Genomic DNA, 17,341 nt, shown 5'->3' on the forward strand with positions numbered 1-17,341 from the left:
ACATGAACGCCCCTCGCACCCGGGTGCAGCGGCGCCCTGTGCATGGGGTGTTGCTGCTCGATAAACCGCTGGGCTGGTCCAGCAACGATATCTTGCAGAAGGTCAAGTGGCTGCTGCGCGCCGAAAAGGCCGGGCATACAGGCACGCTTGATCCGCTGGCCAGTGGCGTGCTGCCGCTGTGTTTCGGCGCTGCCACCAAATTCAGTCAGCTTCAGCTCGAAGCCGAGAAAACCTACGAAGCCATTGCCCGCCTGGGCCAGACCACGACCACGGCCGATGCCGAGGGCGATGTGGTGCTGGAGCGTGCCGTGGATCTGGCCGCCATCACGCCCGAGCGCCTGGCGCAGGTGCAGGCCCAGTTCACGGGTGACATCAAGCAGGTGCCGCCCATGCACAGTGCGCTGAAGAAGGATGGCAAGGCACTCTATGAATACGCCCGTGCGGGCGTGGAAGTGGAGCGCCCCGCACGCGATGTCACGATTCATGCATTGGACCTGACGCTGGTGCAGGACGATCAGGGGCATCCGGCCGTCAAGATGAGAGTGACCTGCAGCAAGGGCACTTACATCCGCACATTGGGCGAAGACGTGGGCGAGGCCTTGGGCTGTGGCGCCCATTTGCGTTTTCTGCGCCGTGTGGAAACCGGCGGTCTTGAAGTGTCGCGCTGCGTGACGCTGCAGGCGCTGGAAGCCATGAACGATGAAGAGCGCATCGCGCAGGTCCAGCCTGTCGATACCCTGCTGCATCGTCATGCCGTCGTCACCTTGGGTGAAGAGGATGCAGGACGCTTTCTATCAGGCTTGCGCCGTCGAGGGTCTTGGGCGGATGCCCCGGCCGTGGCGGTGTATGGTGAGCGCCCGCATGCCCTTTTAGGGGTAGGCCGTGTGGCGAGCGGGGAATTGATTCCCGAGCGCCTGCTCAGTCCGCTAGAAATTCAACAAATTTTGGAAGGAACGCCGCGTCCACAAGCAAGCGGCATTTTGGAAACATTATGAGCAAACAAATCCGCAACATTGCGATCATCGCGCACGTTGACCACGGTAAGACCACCATGGTGGACCAGCTGCTGCGCCAGTCCGGCACTTTTGCCGAGCACGAAAAAGTCGTCGACACCGTGATGGACAACCATGCCATCGAACGTGAGCGCGGCATCACCATTCTGGCCAAGAACTGTGCCGTGTCCTGGAAGGACACCCACATCAACATTCTCGACACGCCCGGTCACGCGGACTTCGGCGGCGAAGTGGAACGTGCCCTGTCCATGGTCGACGGCGTGGTGCTGCTGATCGATGCGCAGGAAGGCCCCATGCCCCAGACGCGCTTCGTGACCAAGAAGGCTCTGGCCCTGGGCCTGCGCCCCATCGTGGTGGTGAACAAGGTGGACAAGCCCGGTGCCAACCCCGACAAGGTGATCAACGCCGCTTTCGACCTGTTCGACAAGCTGGGCGCCACCGATGAGCAGCTGGACTTCCCCGTGGTCTACGCCTCCGGCATCAACGGCTGGTCGTCCAAGGAAGAGGGCGAGCCCGGTGCCAAGTGGGGTGAGGACATGTCCGCCCTGTTCGACACCATCCTGGATCACGTGCCTTCCGTGCAGGGCGATGCCAGCGCTCCTTTGCAGCTGCAGGTTTCCGCTCTGGACTACTCCACCTTCGTGGGTCGTATCGGCGTGGGCCGTATCACCCAGGGCACGCTCAAGCCCGGTCAGCAAGTGGCTGTGATGGCCGGTCCTGACGGCAAGAGCTACAGCGGCAAGATCAACCAGGTTCACACCTTCCAGGGTATCGATCGCGTGCAGGCCACCGAAGCCGGTCCTTCCGAGATCGTGCTGATCAGCGGTATCGAAAACATCGGTATCGGCGAAACCGTCACCGACCCTGTCAATCCCCAGCCTCTGCCCATGCTGAAGATTGACGAGCCCACCCTGACCATGAACTTCTGCGTGAACACCTCGCCCCTGGCAGGTCGTGAAGGCAAGTTCGTGACCAGCCGCCAGATCTGGGACCGTCTGCAAAAGGAACTGCGTTCCAACGTGGCTCTGCGCGTCAAGGAAACCGACGAAGACGGTATCTTTGAAGTGTCCGGCCGTGGCGAACTGCACCTGACCATTTTGCTGGAAGAAATGCGCCGCGAAGGCTACGAGCTGGCCGTGTCCAAGCCCCGCGTCGTGATGCAGATGATCGACGGCGAAAAGCACGAGCCTATCGAGCTGGTGACTGCCGATATCGAAGAAGGCCATCAGGGCGGTGTGATGCAGGCACTGGGCGAGCGCAAGGGCGAGCTGGTGAATATGGAACCCGATGGCCGCGGTCGCGTCCGTCTGGAATACCGTATTCCGGCCCGCGGCCTGATCGGCTTCACCAACGAATTCCTGAACCTGACACGTGGTTCCGGCCTGATCGCCAACATCTTCGACAGCTACGAACCCCATAAGGGCGACATCGGCGGCCGCAAGAACGGCGTGCTGATCTCCATGGACGACGGTGAAATCTTCACCTACGCCCTGGGCAAGCTGGACGACCGCGGTCGCATGTTCGTGAAGGCCGGCGATCCCGTGTACGAAGGCATGATCATCGGCATCCACAGCCGTGACAATGACCTGGTGGTGAACGCCACGCGTACCAAGCAGCTGACCAACTTCCGCGTCAGCGGCAAGGAAGATGCGATCAAGATCACGCCTCCCATCGACCTGTCGCTGGAATACGGTGTGGAATTCATCGAAGACGACGAGCTGCTGGAAATCACTCCCACCAGCCTGCGCGTGCGCAAGCGTCACCTGAAGGAGCACGATCGCAAGCGTGCTTCGCGCGACGCGTAATTCACTGGTCTAGGCTGTGAATCCCAAAAAGGGCCCTTCGGGGCCTTTTTTATTGCGCGCTGCTGCCTGACCCAAGACATCGCAATCACTGCGGTATCGACTCGTCGCTATGCGAACCATGAACCGGGTTGCTGCCAGGCTGCAGCAGTCAAGTGTCGCGGGGGCTGACCTCACGGGTCCGGAGCGAAGTCTGGACGCCTGGCTCCGGAGGAGCTGATGAAAGAGCAGGGGATCCGCTGAGTCGCTGTAGCTTCAGAAACAAAAAACCGCATGGGAGCCATGCGGTTTTTGATAACGGCCCTGTCTCGCGCCGTTGAGAAGCCGTCGCTTTACTTCTGCGTCAGAATCCAGGCCACCAGCTTCTTGGCATCGGCGTCGTTCACCTGGGGATTGGCGGGCATGGGCACGGGGCCCCACACGCCGGAGCCGCCCTTGATGACCTTGGCAGCCAGCTTGTCGGCAGCATCCTTTTGGCCTGCATACTTGGCGGCCACATCCTTGAATGCGGGACCAACCAGCTTCTTGTCAACAGCGTGGCAGGCCATGCAGTTCTTGGACTGCGCCAGGGCCTGATCGGCCATGGCAGGGGCCACGGCAGCGGCGGAAAGGGCGAAAGCGATCAGAAATTGCTTCATCATGAGTTCCCAGGGTGCGGGGTTAAAGTTGATCTTTTAGCGCATTGTAGTGCTTGGCTTGTGTACTCTCCAGTGCACTCTGTGTTCTGGAAAATCAACAAAAAAGGGGATGTATGTATCTGTTAGGTTTGGCGATCGTGTTGTCGCTGCTCAAGCTTGCTGAGATCGGGCCTGTCGCAGGCTGGAGCTGGTGGCCGATTCTGGGCGTTTATGGCGCGGCTGCCGCCTGGTGGGCCTGGGCCGATGCTTCCGGCTATACCAAGCGCAAGGCCATGGAGAAGATGGACCAGCGCAAGAAAGAGCGTATCGAACGTCAGAAGCAGGCCATGGCGCCGGGTCAGCGACGTCGTTGAGCAGTGAATCAGGCATCGTGATTGACGATGCCTCGCGATTGTTTTGCCTGACAGCCCGCCATGGGCTAGGCATCCCTGCCTTGCAGTGCTGGGCCATAATCCAAAGAATCATTTCCCGATAACGTCTTATAGCGAACCCCATGCCCGCATACCGTTCCAAAACCTCCACTGGCGGCCGCAACATGGCCGGTGCGCGCGCCCTGTGGCGTGCCACCGGCATGAAAGATGGCGATTTTGACAAGCCCATCATTGCGATTGCCAATTCCTTCACCCAGTTCGTGCCCGGCCATGTGCACCTGAAGGATCTGGGCCAGTTGGTCGCGCGCGAGATCGAAAAGGCCGGCGGTGTGGCCAAGGAGTTCAACACCATCGCCGTGGACGATGGCATCGCCATGGGTCATGACGGCATGCTGTATTCGCTGCCCAGCCGCGACCTGATCGCGGACTCGGTCGAGTACATGGTCAATGCCCATTGCGCCGATGCGCTGGTGTGCATCTCCAACTGCGACAAGATCACCCCCGGCATGCTGATGGCCGCGATGCGCCTGAACATTCCGGTGATCTTTGTTTCCGGCGGCCCTATGGAAGCCGGCAAGACCAAGCTGGCCAACCCCGAAACCAAGACCATCGAGTTCAAGAAGCTGGACCTGGTGGACGCCATGGTGATCGCGGCCGATCAGCGCTATTCCGACGCTGAAGTGGCTGAGGTGGAACGCTCCGCCTGCCCGACCTGCGGTTCCTGCTCGGGCATGTTCACCGCCAATTCGATGAACTGCCTGACCGAAGCGCTGGGCCTGTCCCTGCCCGGCAATGGCACCGTGGTGGCCACGCATGCCGACCGCGAAGAACTGTTCCTGCGTGCCGGCCGCCGCATCGTCGAGCTGGCCCGCGACTACTACGAGAACGACAACGACAACGTGCTGCCGCGCTCCGTGGGCTTCAAGGCCTTCGAAAACTGCATCACGCTGGACATCGCCATGGGCGGCTCCACCAATACCATCCTGCACCTGCTGGCCATCGCCCAGGAAGCGGGTATCGACTTCACCATGGCCGACATCGACCGCCTCTCGCGCGTCGTGCCCCAGCTGTGCAAGGTGGCGCCCAACACGCCCAAGTACCACATCGAAGACGTGCACCGCGCCGGCGGCATCATGGCCATCCTGGGCGAGCTGGACCGTGCCGGCAAACTGCACACCGATGTGCCCACGGTGCACGCCAAGACCATGAAGGATGCGCTGGAGCAGTGGGACATCATGCGCACGCAGGACGAGGCCGTTCGCCACTTCTACATGGCCGGCCCCGCCGGCATTCCCACGCAGGTGGCGTTCAGCCAGAACACCCGCTGGCCCAGCCTGGACCTGGATCGTGCCGAAGGCTGCATCCGCAGCTACGAGCATGCTTTCAGCAAGGAAGGCGGCCTGGCCGTGCTGCGCGGCAACATCGCGCTGGACGGCTGCGTGGTGAAGTCCGCAGGCGTGGATGAGTCGATCCTGGTCTTCGAAGGCCCGGCCCATGTGGTCGAGTCGCAGGACGAGGCCGTGGCCAACATCCTGGCCGACAAGGTCAAGGCAGGCGATGTGGTCATCGTGCGTTATGAAGGTCCCAAGGGCGGCCCTGGCATGCAGGAAATGCTCTACCCCACCAGCTACATCAAGTCCAAGGGGCTGGGCAAGGCCTGTGCGCTGCTGACGGACGGCCGCTTCTCTGGCGGTACCTCCGGCCTGTCCATCGGTCACTGCTCGCCCGAGGCGGCAGCCGGCGGCGCGATCGGTCTGGTGCAGAACGGCGACATCATCCGCATCGACATTCCCAACCGCAGCATCAATATGCTGGTCAGCGACGAAGAGCTGGCCCGCCGCCGTGAAGCGCAGAATGCCAAGGGCTGGAAGCCTGCCCAGGCGCGTCCCCGCAAGATCTCTGCGGCCCTCAAGGCCTATGCCAAGCTGGTGACCAGCGCCGACACCGGCGCCGTGCGCGATCTGTCGCTGCTCGACGATTAAGTTACGTTTGTTTCGTCATTTCGTCAGCGCGGACTTTACCTGCTGACGGACAATCCCACAGCCGCTCGATGCAAGTCGCGCGGCTGTTTTTTATTGTCTTGCCAGAAAGTGATCTCCATGTCTTTCGCTGTTCGCCCCTCCTTCTTGTTGAAGACAGCAGGGCTGCTGGCCTTGCTGGGGGCATTGACGGCGCAGGCGGCTGAAGGGCGTTACCCGCAGCGCCCCGTGCGTCTGGTGGTCCCTTTCACGCCCGGAGGCTCCACCGATATCGTGGCGCGTCTGGTTGCCGATGCCATGCACACGACTCTGGGTCAGCCCGTGGTGGTCGACAACCGGTCCGGCGCCAGCGGCTTCATCGGGGCCGAGGCCGTGGCCAATGCGGCGCCTGACGGCTACACGATAGGCCTGGGCACCATCAGCACGCTGGTGGTCAATCCCGTCATGCTGCCCCAGTCGGCACGCATAGATCCTGCCAAGGCCTTTGTGCCGGTGCTTGCACTGGCGTCCATTCCGTCGGTGTTCTCCGTACATCCCAATATGGGGGTGCAGAACTACGCCCAGTTCCTCACTCTTGCGCGCAGCAAGCCGGGTCAGTTCAATATCGGATCGGCCGGAATCGGCTCCATAGGCCATCTGATTGCCGAGCGCCTCAATGCCGATCTCAAGCTCAAGCTGCACCACATTCCCTACAAGGGGCAGGGGCCGGTGATCAGCGGCGCGCTGTCGGGCGAGACCCAGGTGCTCAGCGATCAATACCCTTCGTCGGCTCCGCATGTGGCTGCGGGCCGTCTGGTTGCGTTCGCCGTGGCCGCACAGGAGCGCCTGCCTGCCCTGCCGCAGGTGCCTACGTTCAGGGAGTTGGGTCACCCTGTGCTCAACGATCTGGCCATCACCTGGTTCGGTATCGTTGCTCCGGCAGGAACGCCGCAGGCCGTGGTGACCAGGCTCAACAGCGCTGCCAACGCGGCCCTGCAGGAGCCTGACGTGCAGGAACGGTTGCAGTCCATGGGCGTGCATGTATTGGGCGGCACACCGCAGCGATTGAGCTCCATGATGGATGAGACCGCCAAGGTCGTGCGCCAGACCGTGCGCGAGCAGGGCCTGGCGGTGGAAAAGCCGCATTGACGCTTGAAAGAGCGCCGCTGGCGCCGCTGGCGCCGGATGCAGCAGGATGCCAGGTCGGGGTTTTTCGCATCATGGGGCTTTGAGCTGGTGAATGAGGCCCTGCAGCGTTCTCGGAGCATGCAGTTTTGCAGAAACGTCATCGGCCTGCGGCACAATGCCTGACATGCTGATGTATCCGCACATTGATCCTGTAGCCGTGCAGATTGGCCCGCTGGCCGTGCACTGGTATGGCATTACCTATCTGGTGGCCTTTGGTCTGTTCCTGTTTCTGGGCACGCGCCGACTGCACCACCCTCCATTCAAATACATGACGGGCGATCGTGCCTGGGCGCGCAAGGATGTGGAGGATATTCTCTTCCTCGGTGTGCTGGGCGTGGTCGTGGGCGGGCGCATCGGCTACTGCCTGTTCTACAAGCCTGGTTACTACCTCTCGCATCCGCTGGAGATTCTTGCCGTCTGGCAGGGCGGCATGAGTTTTCACGGCGGCCTGCTGGGCGTCATCGGCTCCATGATCTGGTTTGCGCGCTCGCGCAAGCGCAACTGGCTGGAAGTCGCAGATTTCGTGGCGCCATGCGTGCCCACAGGGCTGGCTGCGGGGCGGATCGGCAACTTCATCAACGGTGAGCTCTGGGGGCGTTTTGCGAGTGCAGATCTGCCCTGGGCCATGGTGTTCCCGCAAAGCGGCTCCATGCTGCCGCGTCATCCCTCGCAGATCTATCAGTTCCTGATGGAAGGGTTGCTGCTGTTCATCATTCTGTGGCTGTATGCGCGCAAGGAGCGCAAGCCCGGCCAGGTCGCGGCAGTTTTTCTGATCGGCTATGGGGCCTTCCGCTTCATCGCAGAGTACTTCCGCGAGCCCGACGACTTTCTGGGCATTCTGTCGCTGGGCATGAGCATGGGGCAGTGGCTGTGCATTCCCATGATCGTGGCCGGTGTGCTCATGTGGGTGTGGTGTGGCAAGCGCCAGGCCTACGCGGTTCAGCGGACTACGGCCTGAAGGCCAAATCCTGAAAAACGCAGACTTCGGTCTGCGTTTTTCATGGTGCGGTGTGCGAGGCCGAAAAACTGCACATAATGGCTCAAAGCGTTACTGCAATTGCGGTATCTGCTTCTTCAATGAGAGCATGATGGTGCTGGAACAAGGAGATGCATATGGGGTGGGCAGCCGAGTGGATTGAGCAAACCAAGCTGTGGGTGCGCGGTGCGGAGGGCGAGAAGGGCGACGGCCAGCATCGCCCGCTGGCGCAGCGTCTGGAGGCCACCTTGCGTCGTGGGGAGGAGGCGCTGTCGCCGCGCGAGCTGCGTCGCTTGCTGCAGGACATGCAGCAGGTGGCGGATACCGCGCTCAGCGACGTGGAAGGCGGCCGTCATGCGCAGCTGCTGATGGATTGGTATGGCAAGGCCGACCTGCCCGCACGCAAGGACTTTTGGTTGTTGGCGATAGAAAAGTTCGGCCCCGATGCCAAGGCCCTGCAGGCGGCCCGCGAACGCTACGACAAGGCGGGCAGCGATGTGGAGCGCGGCGAGGCCGAGATGAGCCTGCGCCGCGCCCTGGTTTCATCGCGCACGCGGCTGCTGCAGCGTTTTGCCCAGCCCAAGGGCGGTATGGGCTTTCTGGTCGATATGCGTGCCGAACTGCTGGCCTTGCCCAAGGCGGAGCAGCACTATGTGGCGCTGGACGCCGAGCTGGAGCATCTGTTTTCCAGCTGGTTCGATGTGGCCTTGCTGGAGCTCAGAAGCCTGAACTGGGATTCGCCCGCATCGCTGCTCGAAAAGCTGATCAAGTACGAGGCAGTGCACGATATCCGCAGCTGGGCCGATCTGAAGAATCGCCTCGACAGCGACCGCCGCTGCTATGGCTTCTTTCACCCGCGCATGCCCAATGTGCCGCTGATCTTTGTGGAGGTGGCACTGCTGGACAAGATGGCAGGCAGCATGGCTCCGTTGCTGGACGAGGCCGCAGCGGCTGCCGATCTGGCCAAGGCCAACACCGCCATCTTCTATTCCATCAGCAACACCCAGACCGGACTCAAGGGCGTGAGCTTCGGCGACTCGCTCATCAAGCATGTGGTGGAGACGCTCACGCAGGAGTTTCCCAAGCTCAAGCAGTTCGCCACGCTGTCGCCGATTCCGGGACTGCGCAGCTGGCTGAGCAAGAACGGCGATGCGGCGCTGGCGGAGCTGGACGACAAACAGAAGGCAGCCCTGGAAAAAGTCGCCGGAGGAGTGAGCGCCGCGCAATTGCTGGCTGCGCTGGACGATCCCGGTTCGCTGCCGGAGAAATCGGTGGTGCGCCAGGCCGCCATGTTTTGCGCTGCGCGCTATCTGGGTCGGGAAACTGCCAAGGGCCGTCCGCTGGATGCCGTGGCACGCTTTCACCTTGGCAACGGTGCGCGCGTGGAGCGCCTGAACTGGGCGGCGGACCTGTCGTCCAAGGGGCTCAAGCAATCCATGGGGCTGATGGTCAACTATCTGTATGACCTCAAGCGCCTGGACAAGCACCGCAGCCTGTTGGCGCAGAGCAAGATTCCCGTTTCCTCGGAGATCGAATCGCTGTGCAAGGGTTGAGTGCATCGCGGCTCGCGCTGCACCCGGCCTGAGCCGGCTTGTTGCTGCTGCGTCTTCCAACCACAAGCCCGGCTGCAGCGATGCTGCTGACCGGGCGCGCAGAGGAGACATCGATGCAGGATTCTTGGGAAAAGAGCGTGGGATTGCAGCGGCGCACGCTGCTTAGGTCGACGGGGGCGATGCTGGCGGCCGGGGCATCGGGCTGGACGGGCATGGCCCAGGCATCGGATTGGCCGAGCAGGCCTGTCAATCTGATCGTGCCTTTTCCTGCCGGCGGCGGCACCGACACCTTTGCCAGGCCGTTCTCTGCCCAGTTCGCCAAGACCTCGGGCAAGACCCTGGTGATAGACAACCGCGGTGGCGCGGGCGGCACGCTGGGGGCCAGCATTGCGGCCAAGGCCGCACCCGACGGCTACAACTTCTTCATGGGCGGCACCCACCATGTGATTGCGCCATCGGTCTACCCCAAGCTCGAATACGATCTGGAGCGCGACTTCATTCCGCTGGCGCTGCTGGCCAGCGTGTCGCAGGTCGTGGTGGTCAATCCCAAGAAGGTGACGCATGCCAGCTTGCAGGCTCTTGTACAGGACCTGCGTGCCAACCCCGGCAAGTACAACTATGCCTCGGCAGGGCCGGGTTCCTCGCACCATCTGGCTGGCGAGTTGTTCAAGCTGCAGACCAAGACCCAGATCACCCATATCCCCTACAAAGGCGCAGGGCCTGCGCTGCAGGACCTGATTGCCGGCAATGTGGACATGCTGTTCGATGGCCTGGGCTCATCGGCCCAGCATATCAAGGGCGGCCGCATCAAGGCCTTGATGGTGGCGGGCGCCAAGCGCAACCCCGCCTTCCCCGATGTGCCCAGCGCGGCCGAGTGCGGCCTGCCGGACTTCACCGTCACCACCTGGTATGGGCTATGGGCGCCCAAGGGAACGCCTGCTGCCGTGCAGCAGCAGATGCTGGACGAGGTGCGCAAGATCGGTGCCGCTGAGGACATCAAGGCGGCCTGGGCCAAGAATGGCGCCGATTACGGCCAGCTGAGCCAGCCGCAGTTTGCCGCCATGGTGCAAAGCGAGATCCAGCGCTGGGCCCATGTGGTCAAGGCGGCGAATGTGAAGATTGACTCCTGAGCCCGCTGGCTGCTTTACGGGGTGGCCTTTGCTGGCACCCCATTTTGAAGAAGTGATTTTTTCAGTGCCTGGCGCCACCGGCCAGGCCAGGGCCGGGCCTATGATGGCCATGGACCTTTTGCTTTCACCGTTTCCGAGTTCGACAGCATCACGATGACCGACATGCCTCAAGCCAATCTTTTCAGCGCGTTGCGCGCTGCGTTTCCTGCGGATCTGACGAAAATCGCCGTGGAGGCCATCGAGCCCGATGGCTCCAGCCTCTACTACACCTGGGCCGATCTGGAGCAGGGCAGTGCACGCATGGCCAATCTGCTGGCCTCGCTGGATCTGCCCGAGGGCAGCCGCATTGCGGTGCAGGTGGAAAAGTCGGTCGAAGCCATGATGCTCTACCTGGCCACGCTGCGCAGCGGCCATGTGTTCCTGCCGCTGAACACCGCCTACCAAAGCGCCGAGATGGAGTACTTCATCACCAATGCCGAGCCGGCCGTGGTGGTGTGCGCCCCCGGCTGTTTTGGCTGGGTGTCCAAGATTGCCTTCAACCACGGCGTGGGCCATGTCTACACCCTGGGCACCGACCGCACGGGCAGCCTGCTGGAGCGCGCGGCCCACCACGGCGACGAGCACCAGGTCGTGCCACGTCGCGCCGACGATCTGGCGGCGATTCTCTACACCAGCGGCACCACGGGGCGCAGCAAGGGCGCCATGCTCAGCCACGGCAATCTGCTGAGCAATGCGGCCATGCTCAAGGTGTACTGGGGCTGGCAGGAAGGCGATGTGCTAATTCACGCGCTGCCCATCTTCCATGTGCATGGCCTGTTTGTCGCCATTCACGGGGCCTTGCTCAACGGCAGTCCCATGATCTGGTTTGCCCGCTTCGAGCCCGAGGCCGTCATGGCTCGCTTCAAGGATGCGACCGTCTTCATGGGTGTGCCAACCCTTTATGTACGCATGCTGGCCGACGCCCGGCTGGACCGCGACATGGCAGCGCACATGCGCCTCTTCATCTCGGGTTCGGCACCCATGCTGATCGAGACCTTCCGCGCCTGGAAGACGCGTACCGGCCACACCATCCTGGAGCGCTACGGCATGAGCGAGACCATCATGCTGACCTCCAACCCCTATCAGGCCGATGCGCGCTACGGCAACGAAGCCGAGCGCCGCGGCGCAACCGTGGGCTTCCCGTTGCCGGGCGTGGGTGTACGCATTCATGGCGACGACGGCAAGGCCCTGCCCGCAGGCGAGATCGGCAATATCGAGGTTCAGGGGCCCAATGTCTTCAAGGGCTACTGGCGCATGCCCGAGAAGACGGCAGAGGAGTTCACTGCCGACGGCTGGTTCAAGACCGGCGATGTGGGCATGCAGGATGCGCGCGGCTATTTCAGCATCGTGGGGCGCAGCAAGGACTTGATCATCTCGGGCGGCTACAACGTCTATCCGGCAGAGGTTGAGGGCTTCATCAACGATCTGCCCGGCGTGGACGAAAGCGCCCTGGTGGGCGTGCCGCATCCGGACTTTGGCGAGGTTGGCGTTGCCGTCATCGTGCCGCGCAAGGGCGCGCAGCTGGATGGGCTGAAGATTCTGGAGTCGCTCAAGGCCAGGCTGGCCAATTTCAAGGTGCCCAAGCGCTGCTATGTGGTGGACAGCCTGCCGCGCAACACCATGGGCAAGGTTCAGAAGAAGCTGCTGCGCGACCAGTATCAGCAAGAGTTCTCCTGAACCCGGTCGAAGCGGACGCCAAGCGTTGGTTTTTAGCTGCAATATTGCCTGTGTTTCAGGCGCTTGTCTTTTGACTTGACTCCTGAAAAGTGAGCTGATTTCGCAGATTGCAAGGCATATTCAGCATTGAATCGGGCTAAAAATAAAGCAGCTTGCGCGCAAGCTGCTTTTAATTTGTGAGTGGCAAATGGCGGTCCGTGAGCGGCCTGTGTCACTGGATATCAGGGGCAAGCCCGGCCAGGGGCGCCCTGCGAGGGGCGACCGGCCAGGACCGTCCCCCAGTACAGATGCCATCCCCTCAAGGGAAGCCGCTAAGCGGCTCAGGGGGATCCGATCAGCGCAGCACCAGCACCGGCACAGGTGAGTGCGTCAGCACATGCTGGGTTTCGCTGCCCAGCAGCAGGCGCTGCAGACCCTTGCGACCGTGCGAAGCCATGACGATCAGGTCGCAGTCATGCTTTTTGGCCATCTCCACAATCGACTCGGCCACCAGGTCTGAGTGGGCGATTTCGGTGGTGACGTTGACCTTGCGCTCATGGCCAAAGGCTTTGACGCCGTTCAGCAGGGTCTGGGCCTGATTGGTCCATTGCTCCTCAATGCGCTTGGCTTCCTTGATGTCCAGCAAGTCGCTGCCTTCCAGGTAGCTGCGCGGATAGTGCGAGACAACCTTGAGCGCAATCACGCTGGCGCCGCACAAAGCGGCCAGATCCAGGCCTGCATGCACAGCCTTGTCTGAGAGTTCGGTGCCGTCGGTAGCAATCAAAATGCGGTTGTACATAGCTTTCTCCTTGGGTTGCATGCGTTGTAAATACAAGCATATGTCGATTGGGCAGTTAACGGTTGATTAATGTCAAGGTGGGTATCATCTGGCGTCGTTACGCTTGAAACATGTCCCAACACACTACTGTCCAGTCTTCCGCGGCAGAGCATGCTGTTGCTGACACCGGTTTCCTGAACTTGTCCCAGATGCACAGTCATCTGCTGGACGATCCGCAAGAATGGAGCTCGTTTGGCCGCCCCGCCGGCCAGAGCCCCAAGGCCCCAATCTCCGAGAACGCAACCGAGTCCCCGGTGTGGGATTCCTTTGTGGTTCTGGAGGGCATGCACTGTGCTGCATGTGCGCTGACCATCGAGGAGGCGCTTCGGGCCGTCCCCGGAGTGCAGGCAGCCGAAGTCAGTGCCGCAACGCGCCGAGCCCGTGTCGAGTGGCGTCCTGCCCAGGTGCTTCCATCGCAATGGATGGAGGCCGTATCGCGTGCCGGTTATCGCGCCTTGCCCGCGCGCGACGCGTTCGCGCGCGAGCTGCGCCAGGCCGAGACGCGCCGTGCCCTGTGGCGCTGGCTGGTGGCCGGCCTGTGCATGATGCAGGTGATGATGTATGCATGGCCAGCCTACACGGCTCGGCCCGGCGACCTGTCGCTGGAGATGGAGACCTTGCTGCGCTGGGCATCCTGGGTGATTTCTCTGCCCGTGGTGCTGTTTTGCTGCGGCCCGTTCTTCAAGAGCGCGCTCAAGGACATCACCCAGCGCCGCGTTAGCATGGACCTGCCTGTGGCACTGGGCATGCTGATCACCTTTGTCATCAGCACGCTGGGCACTTTTGATCCCTCCGGTCCCTTCGGTCAGGAAGTCTTCTTCGACTCGCTGACCATGTTTGTCTTCTTCCTGCTCACAGGGCGCTGGCTGGAGCTGCGCCTGCGCGACCGCACGGCCGGTGCATTGGAAGCCGTGATGAACCGGCTGCCGGATTCGGTGCTGCGCCAGCAGCCCGACTCGGGAGAGTTCGAGCGTGTAGCCACGCGCCGCCTGCGCGTAGGTGATGTGGTGCGTGTGCTCACGGGCGAGGCTTTTCCCGCAGACGGCCGGATTCTGCGCGGCACCACCCATGCCGATGAGGCTCTTCTGACTGGCGAATCCACGCCTGTTTTGCGTGCACAGGGCGATGCAGTCACCGCCGGCAGCTACAACCTGGACAGTGTTGTCGAGGTGAGTGTGGACAGTGTGGGTGAGGGCACCCGCTTTGCGCAGATCGTGAATCTGATGGAAAGCGCTTCGCTGCAAAAGCCAACACTGGCCCAGCTGGCCGACAAGGTGGCCCGGCCTTTTCTCGTCGTGGTGCTGCTGGCGGCGCTGGCTGCCGCCATCTGGTGGTGGCCCACCGACCCCGGTAAGGCCATGATGGTGGCCGTGGCTGTGCTCATCGTCACCTGCCCCTGTGCGCTTTCTCTGGCCACGCCCGTGGCCATGCTGACGGCGGCCGGCACCCTGGCGCGCAGCGGCGTGCTGGTGCGCAATCTGCAGGGGCTGGAGGCGCTGGCTGCTGTGGATACGCTGGTGTTCGACAAGACCGGAACGCTGACGCGCGACGGCCTGGTGCTGCGCGCGCTGACACCTGCTGAAGGTCAAAACACTGATGAGCTGCTGGCGTTGGCAGCCTTGCTGGCGCGCCAGTCCATGCATCCCGCTTCCAGGGCACTGGCGCAGGCGGCCGAGGTGGCCGAGTTGCCTGCCAGCGCATGGCTGCTGGATTCCGTCCAGGAAATCGCTGGCAGCGGCCTCGATGTCTGGGTGCAGGCGCGCAGCAATACCGCCTTGCGTCGCCATCTTCGTCTGGGCTCGATCGCGCATTGCGGCGTGCCTGAACTGGCACCGCATGAGCTGGGGCAGAGCGTGGTGCTGGCCGAAGAATCGCAAGGTGGCTGGCTGCCCCTGGCGCAGTTCCATCTGAGCGAGGATGTGCGACCCGAAGCGGCCCGGGTCATTGCCGACCTCAGGCAGCAAGGCGTGGCGGTGCAACTGCTCTCGGGCGACCGCTCTGCAGCGGTGCAAACCGTAGCCGCCAAGCTGGGCATAGAGCAGGCGCAGGGCGACTGCAAACCGCAGGACAAGCTGGCCGCCATGCAGGCGGCACAGGCTGCAGGGCATAAGGTTGCCATGGTGGGCGACGGCCTGAATGACGGCCCAGTTTTAGCCGGAGCGCATGTCTCTTTTGCTTTTGGTAAAGCAGTGCCGCTGGCACAATCGCGAGCAGACTTCGTGGTACTGGGAGACAGCCTGGAGTTAGTGTTGCAAAGCCTGTTGCTGGCCCGACGGACCCTGTCCGTGGTGCGCCAGAACCTGGGCTGGGCAGCAGCCTATAACGCGATCTCTATTCCTCTGGCCCTCGTGGGCTGGATGCCTGCCTGGCTGGCAGGGCTCGGCATGGCGCTGAGCTCCTTGCTGGTCGTCGCCAACGCAGCTCGTCTTGCACGTGCGTTGCCGCTGCAGGCAGCTGATAGCAACGCGTCCGCCCCCGCGCACCTTGCGCCGCGGGGCACCGTCATGCCACTGACTCAAGGAGGCCATTGATGGACATTTTGTATGTATTGATTCCGCTGTCGGTTGTTCTGGTCATGGCCATTGTGGCTGCCCTGTGGTGGGCCGTGTACCGGGGCCAGTTCGAGAGCGTGGAACAAGAAGGCGAGCGCATTCTTCGCGACGATTGATGTGGCTCAACGAGTCCGACCAGAAACCAATGAACACTTTGCAAGATATCTAAGAGGTGCCCGATGGAAGCAACAAATAACAATGCTGTCTATTACGACGACACCGTCGTAAGACAGTTCTCTATCATGGCCGTGGTATGGGGGGTGGTAGGTATGGCGGTGGGCGTGTTTATCGCGTCCCAGCTGGCCTGGCCGGAACTCAACTTCGGCATTCCATGGCTGAGCTACGGACGTCTGCGTCCGCTGCATACCAATGCCGTGATCTTCGCTTTTGGTGGCTCGGCGCTGTTCGCGACCAGCTACTATGTGGTGCAACGCACCTGCCAGACCAAGCTGTTCATGCCCAAGCTGGCCAGCCTGACCTTCTGGGCCTGGCAACTGGTTATCGTCGGCGCTGCCATCAGCCTGCCTCTGGGTTACACCCAGGGCAAGGAATACGCCGAGCTGGAGTGGCCCCTGGACCTGCTGATCGCCGTGACCTGGGTGTCCTATGCCATCGTGTTCTTCGGCACTATCGGCATCCGCAAGGTCAAGCACATCTATGTGGCCAACTGGTTCTTCGGTGCTTTCATTCTGGCCGTGGCCCTGCTGCACATCGTCAACAATATTTCCATCCCCGCAGGCTGGATGAAGAGCTACTCGGCTTACGCCGGCGTGCAGGACGCGATGGTTCAGTGGTGGTACGGGCACAACGCCGTGGGCTTCTTCCTGACCGCCGGCTTCCTGGGCATGATGTATTACTTCATCCCCAAGCAGGCGGGCCGTCCCGTGTATTCGTATCGCCTGTCGATCGTGCACTTCTGGGCGCTGATCTTCACGTACATGTGGGCGGGTCCTCACCACCTGCACTACACCGCTCTGCCTGACTGGACCCAGTCCGTGGGCATGGTGTTCTCGCTGATCCTGCTGGCTCCCAGCTGGGGCGGCATGATCAACGGCATCATGACGCTGTCGGGTGCCTGGCACAAGCTGCGCGACGATCCCATCCTGCGCTTCCTGATCGTGTCCCTGTCGTTCTACGGCATGTCCACCTTCGAAGGCCCGATGATGGCGATCAAGACCGTGAACGCGCTGAGCCACTACACCGATTGGACCGTGGGCCACGTGCACTCCGGCGCTCTGGGCTGGGTGGGTCTGATCACCATGGGCTCTCTGTACTACCTGATCCCCCGTCTGTTCGGACGCGAGAAGATGCACTCCGTGCCCGCGATCGAGCTGCACTTCTGGATGGCGACCATCGGCATCGTGCTGTACATCGCCGCAATGTGGATTGCCGGGGTGATGCAGGGCCTGATGTGGCGCGCAGTCAACCCCGACGGTACGCTGACTTACACCTTCGTGGAAAGCGTGAAGGCGACCTATCCCTTCTACGTGATTCGCGTGACTGGCGGTCTGCTGTATCTGGGCGGCATGCTGGTGATGGCATGGAACACCTGGAAGACCGCAATGGCCGGCCGTTCCGTCAAGGTGGCAGTGCCTGCCGTGGTGGCTCACGCCTGAGCATTGAGGAG

General features: G+C 62.2%; 14 protein-coding genes. 12 read left to right on the forward strand and 2 right to left on the reverse strand.

What is annotated here, in order from left to right:
• Positions 1 to 2: 2 nt before the first annotated feature.
• Complete coding sequence (truB, locus tag CTR2_RS09775; protein WP_003056351.1) at positions 3 to 995, forward strand: tRNA pseudouridine(55) synthase TruB; 993 nt, start codon at positions 3 to 5, stop codon at positions 993 to 995.
• The gene (gene typA, locus CTR2_RS09780; RefSeq protein ID WP_003080479.1) at positions 992 to 2,818 is read left to right on the forward strand and encodes a translational GTPase TypA; all 1,827 of its coding nucleotides are present in this window, start codon (positions 992 to 994) and stop codon (positions 2,816 to 2,818) included. The genes truB and typA overlap by 4 nt, the downstream gene beginning before the upstream one ends.
• 329 nt (positions 2,819 to 3,147) lie before the next feature.
• Here the strand turns inward: typA and CTR2_RS09785 are convergent, their stop codons facing one another.
• Positions 3,148 to 3,453, reverse strand: coding sequence for a c-type cytochrome (locus tag CTR2_RS09785; protein WP_003063149.1), 306 nt, complete (start codon positions 3,451 to 3,453; stop codon positions 3,148 to 3,150).
• A 113-nt stretch (positions 3,454 to 3,566) separates the two neighbouring features.
• Here CTR2_RS09785 and CTR2_RS09790 point away from each other — a divergent pair, with 113 nt between their 5' ends.
• The 7 genes from CTR2_RS09790 to CTR2_RS09820 all read left to right on the forward strand — a co-directional run bounded on the left by CTR2_RS09790 (position 3,567) and on the right by CTR2_RS09820 (position 12,345).
• Positions 3,567 to 3,806, forward strand: a complete 240-nt coding sequence (locus tag CTR2_RS09790; protein WP_087084240.1) for a TIGR04438 family Trp-rich protein — start codon at positions 3,567 to 3,569, stop codon at positions 3,804 to 3,806.
• Positions 3,807 to 3,946: 140 nt separating this feature from the next.
• Positions 3,947 to 5,806, forward strand: coding sequence for a dihydroxy-acid dehydratase (gene ilvD, locus CTR2_RS09795; protein ID WP_087084239.1), 1,860 nt, complete (start codon positions 3,947 to 3,949; stop codon positions 5,804 to 5,806).
• Positions 5,807 to 5,923: 117 nt separating this feature from the next.
• The gene (locus CTR2_RS09800) at positions 5,924 to 6,931 is read left to right on the forward strand and encodes a Bug family tripartite tricarboxylate transporter substrate binding protein (RefSeq protein WP_087084666.1); all 1,008 of its coding nucleotides are present in this window, start codon (positions 5,924 to 5,926) and stop codon (positions 6,929 to 6,931) included.
• A gap of 154 nt (positions 6,932 to 7,085) precedes the next feature.
• Positions 7,086 to 7,928, forward strand: a complete 843-nt coding sequence (gene lgt, locus CTR2_RS09805; protein ID WP_059440812.1) for a prolipoprotein diacylglyceryl transferase — start codon at positions 7,086 to 7,088, stop codon at positions 7,926 to 7,928.
• Positions 7,929 to 8,083: 155 nt separating this feature from the next.
• The gene (locus CTR2_RS09810) at positions 8,084 to 9,499 is read left to right on the forward strand and encodes a malonyl-CoA decarboxylase (protein WP_087084665.1); all 1,416 of its coding nucleotides are present in this window, start codon (positions 8,084 to 8,086) and stop codon (positions 9,497 to 9,499) included.
• A 113-nt stretch (positions 9,500 to 9,612) separates the two neighbouring features.
• Positions 9,613 to 10,629 (forward strand): Bug family tripartite tricarboxylate transporter substrate binding protein, encoded by a 1,017-nt coding sequence (locus CTR2_RS09815; RefSeq protein ID WP_087084664.1) that lies wholly within the window; start codon positions 9,613 to 9,615, stop codon positions 10,627 to 10,629.
• A 162-nt stretch (positions 10,630 to 10,791) separates the two neighbouring features.
• Entirely contained in the window at positions 10,792 to 12,345 is a 1,554-nt protein-coding gene (locus CTR2_RS09820; protein WP_087084663.1) for a malonate--CoA ligase, read from the forward strand.
• 334 nt (positions 12,346 to 12,679) lie between these two features.
• Here CTR2_RS09820 and CTR2_RS09825 read toward each other — a convergent pair whose 3' ends face one another.
• Positions 12,680 to 13,123 (reverse strand): universal stress protein, encoded by a 444-nt coding sequence (locus CTR2_RS09825; RefSeq protein WP_003063135.1) that lies wholly within the window; start codon positions 13,121 to 13,123, stop codon positions 12,680 to 12,682.
• 188 nt (positions 13,124 to 13,311) lie between these two features.
• On the opposite strand from CTR2_RS09825, the gene CTR2_RS09830 reads away from it, so the two are divergent.
• The 3 genes from CTR2_RS09830 to ccoN all read left to right on the forward strand — a co-directional run bounded on the left by CTR2_RS09830 (position 13,312) and on the right by ccoN (position 17,330).
• Positions 13,312 to 15,693: a heavy metal translocating P-type ATPase gene (locus tag CTR2_RS09830; RefSeq protein ID WP_087084238.1), complete on the forward strand. Its 2,382-nt coding sequence runs from the start codon at positions 13,312 to 13,314 to the stop codon at positions 15,691 to 15,693.
• On the forward strand, positions 15,693 to 15,830 hold the full coding sequence (gene ccoS / locus CTR2_RS09835; RefSeq protein WP_003056328.1) for a cbb3-type cytochrome oxidase assembly protein CcoS: 138 nt from the start codon (positions 15,693 to 15,695) through the stop codon (positions 15,828 to 15,830). The genes CTR2_RS09830 and ccoS overlap by 1 nt, the downstream gene beginning before the upstream one ends.
• 63 nt (positions 15,831 to 15,893) lie before the next feature.
• The gene (gene ccoN, locus CTR2_RS09840; protein ID WP_034351806.1) at positions 15,894 to 17,330 is read left to right on the forward strand and encodes a cytochrome-c oxidase, cbb3-type subunit I; all 1,437 of its coding nucleotides are present in this window, start codon (positions 15,894 to 15,896) and stop codon (positions 17,328 to 17,330) included.
• The last annotated feature ends 11 nt before the right edge of the window (positions 17,331 to 17,341 follow it).

Origin of the sequence: Comamonas thiooxydans, from assembly GCF_002157685.2 — a bacterium.
Classification (GTDB): Bacteria; Pseudomonadota; Gammaproteobacteria; order Burkholderiales; family Burkholderiaceae_C; genus Comamonas; species Comamonas testosteroni_H.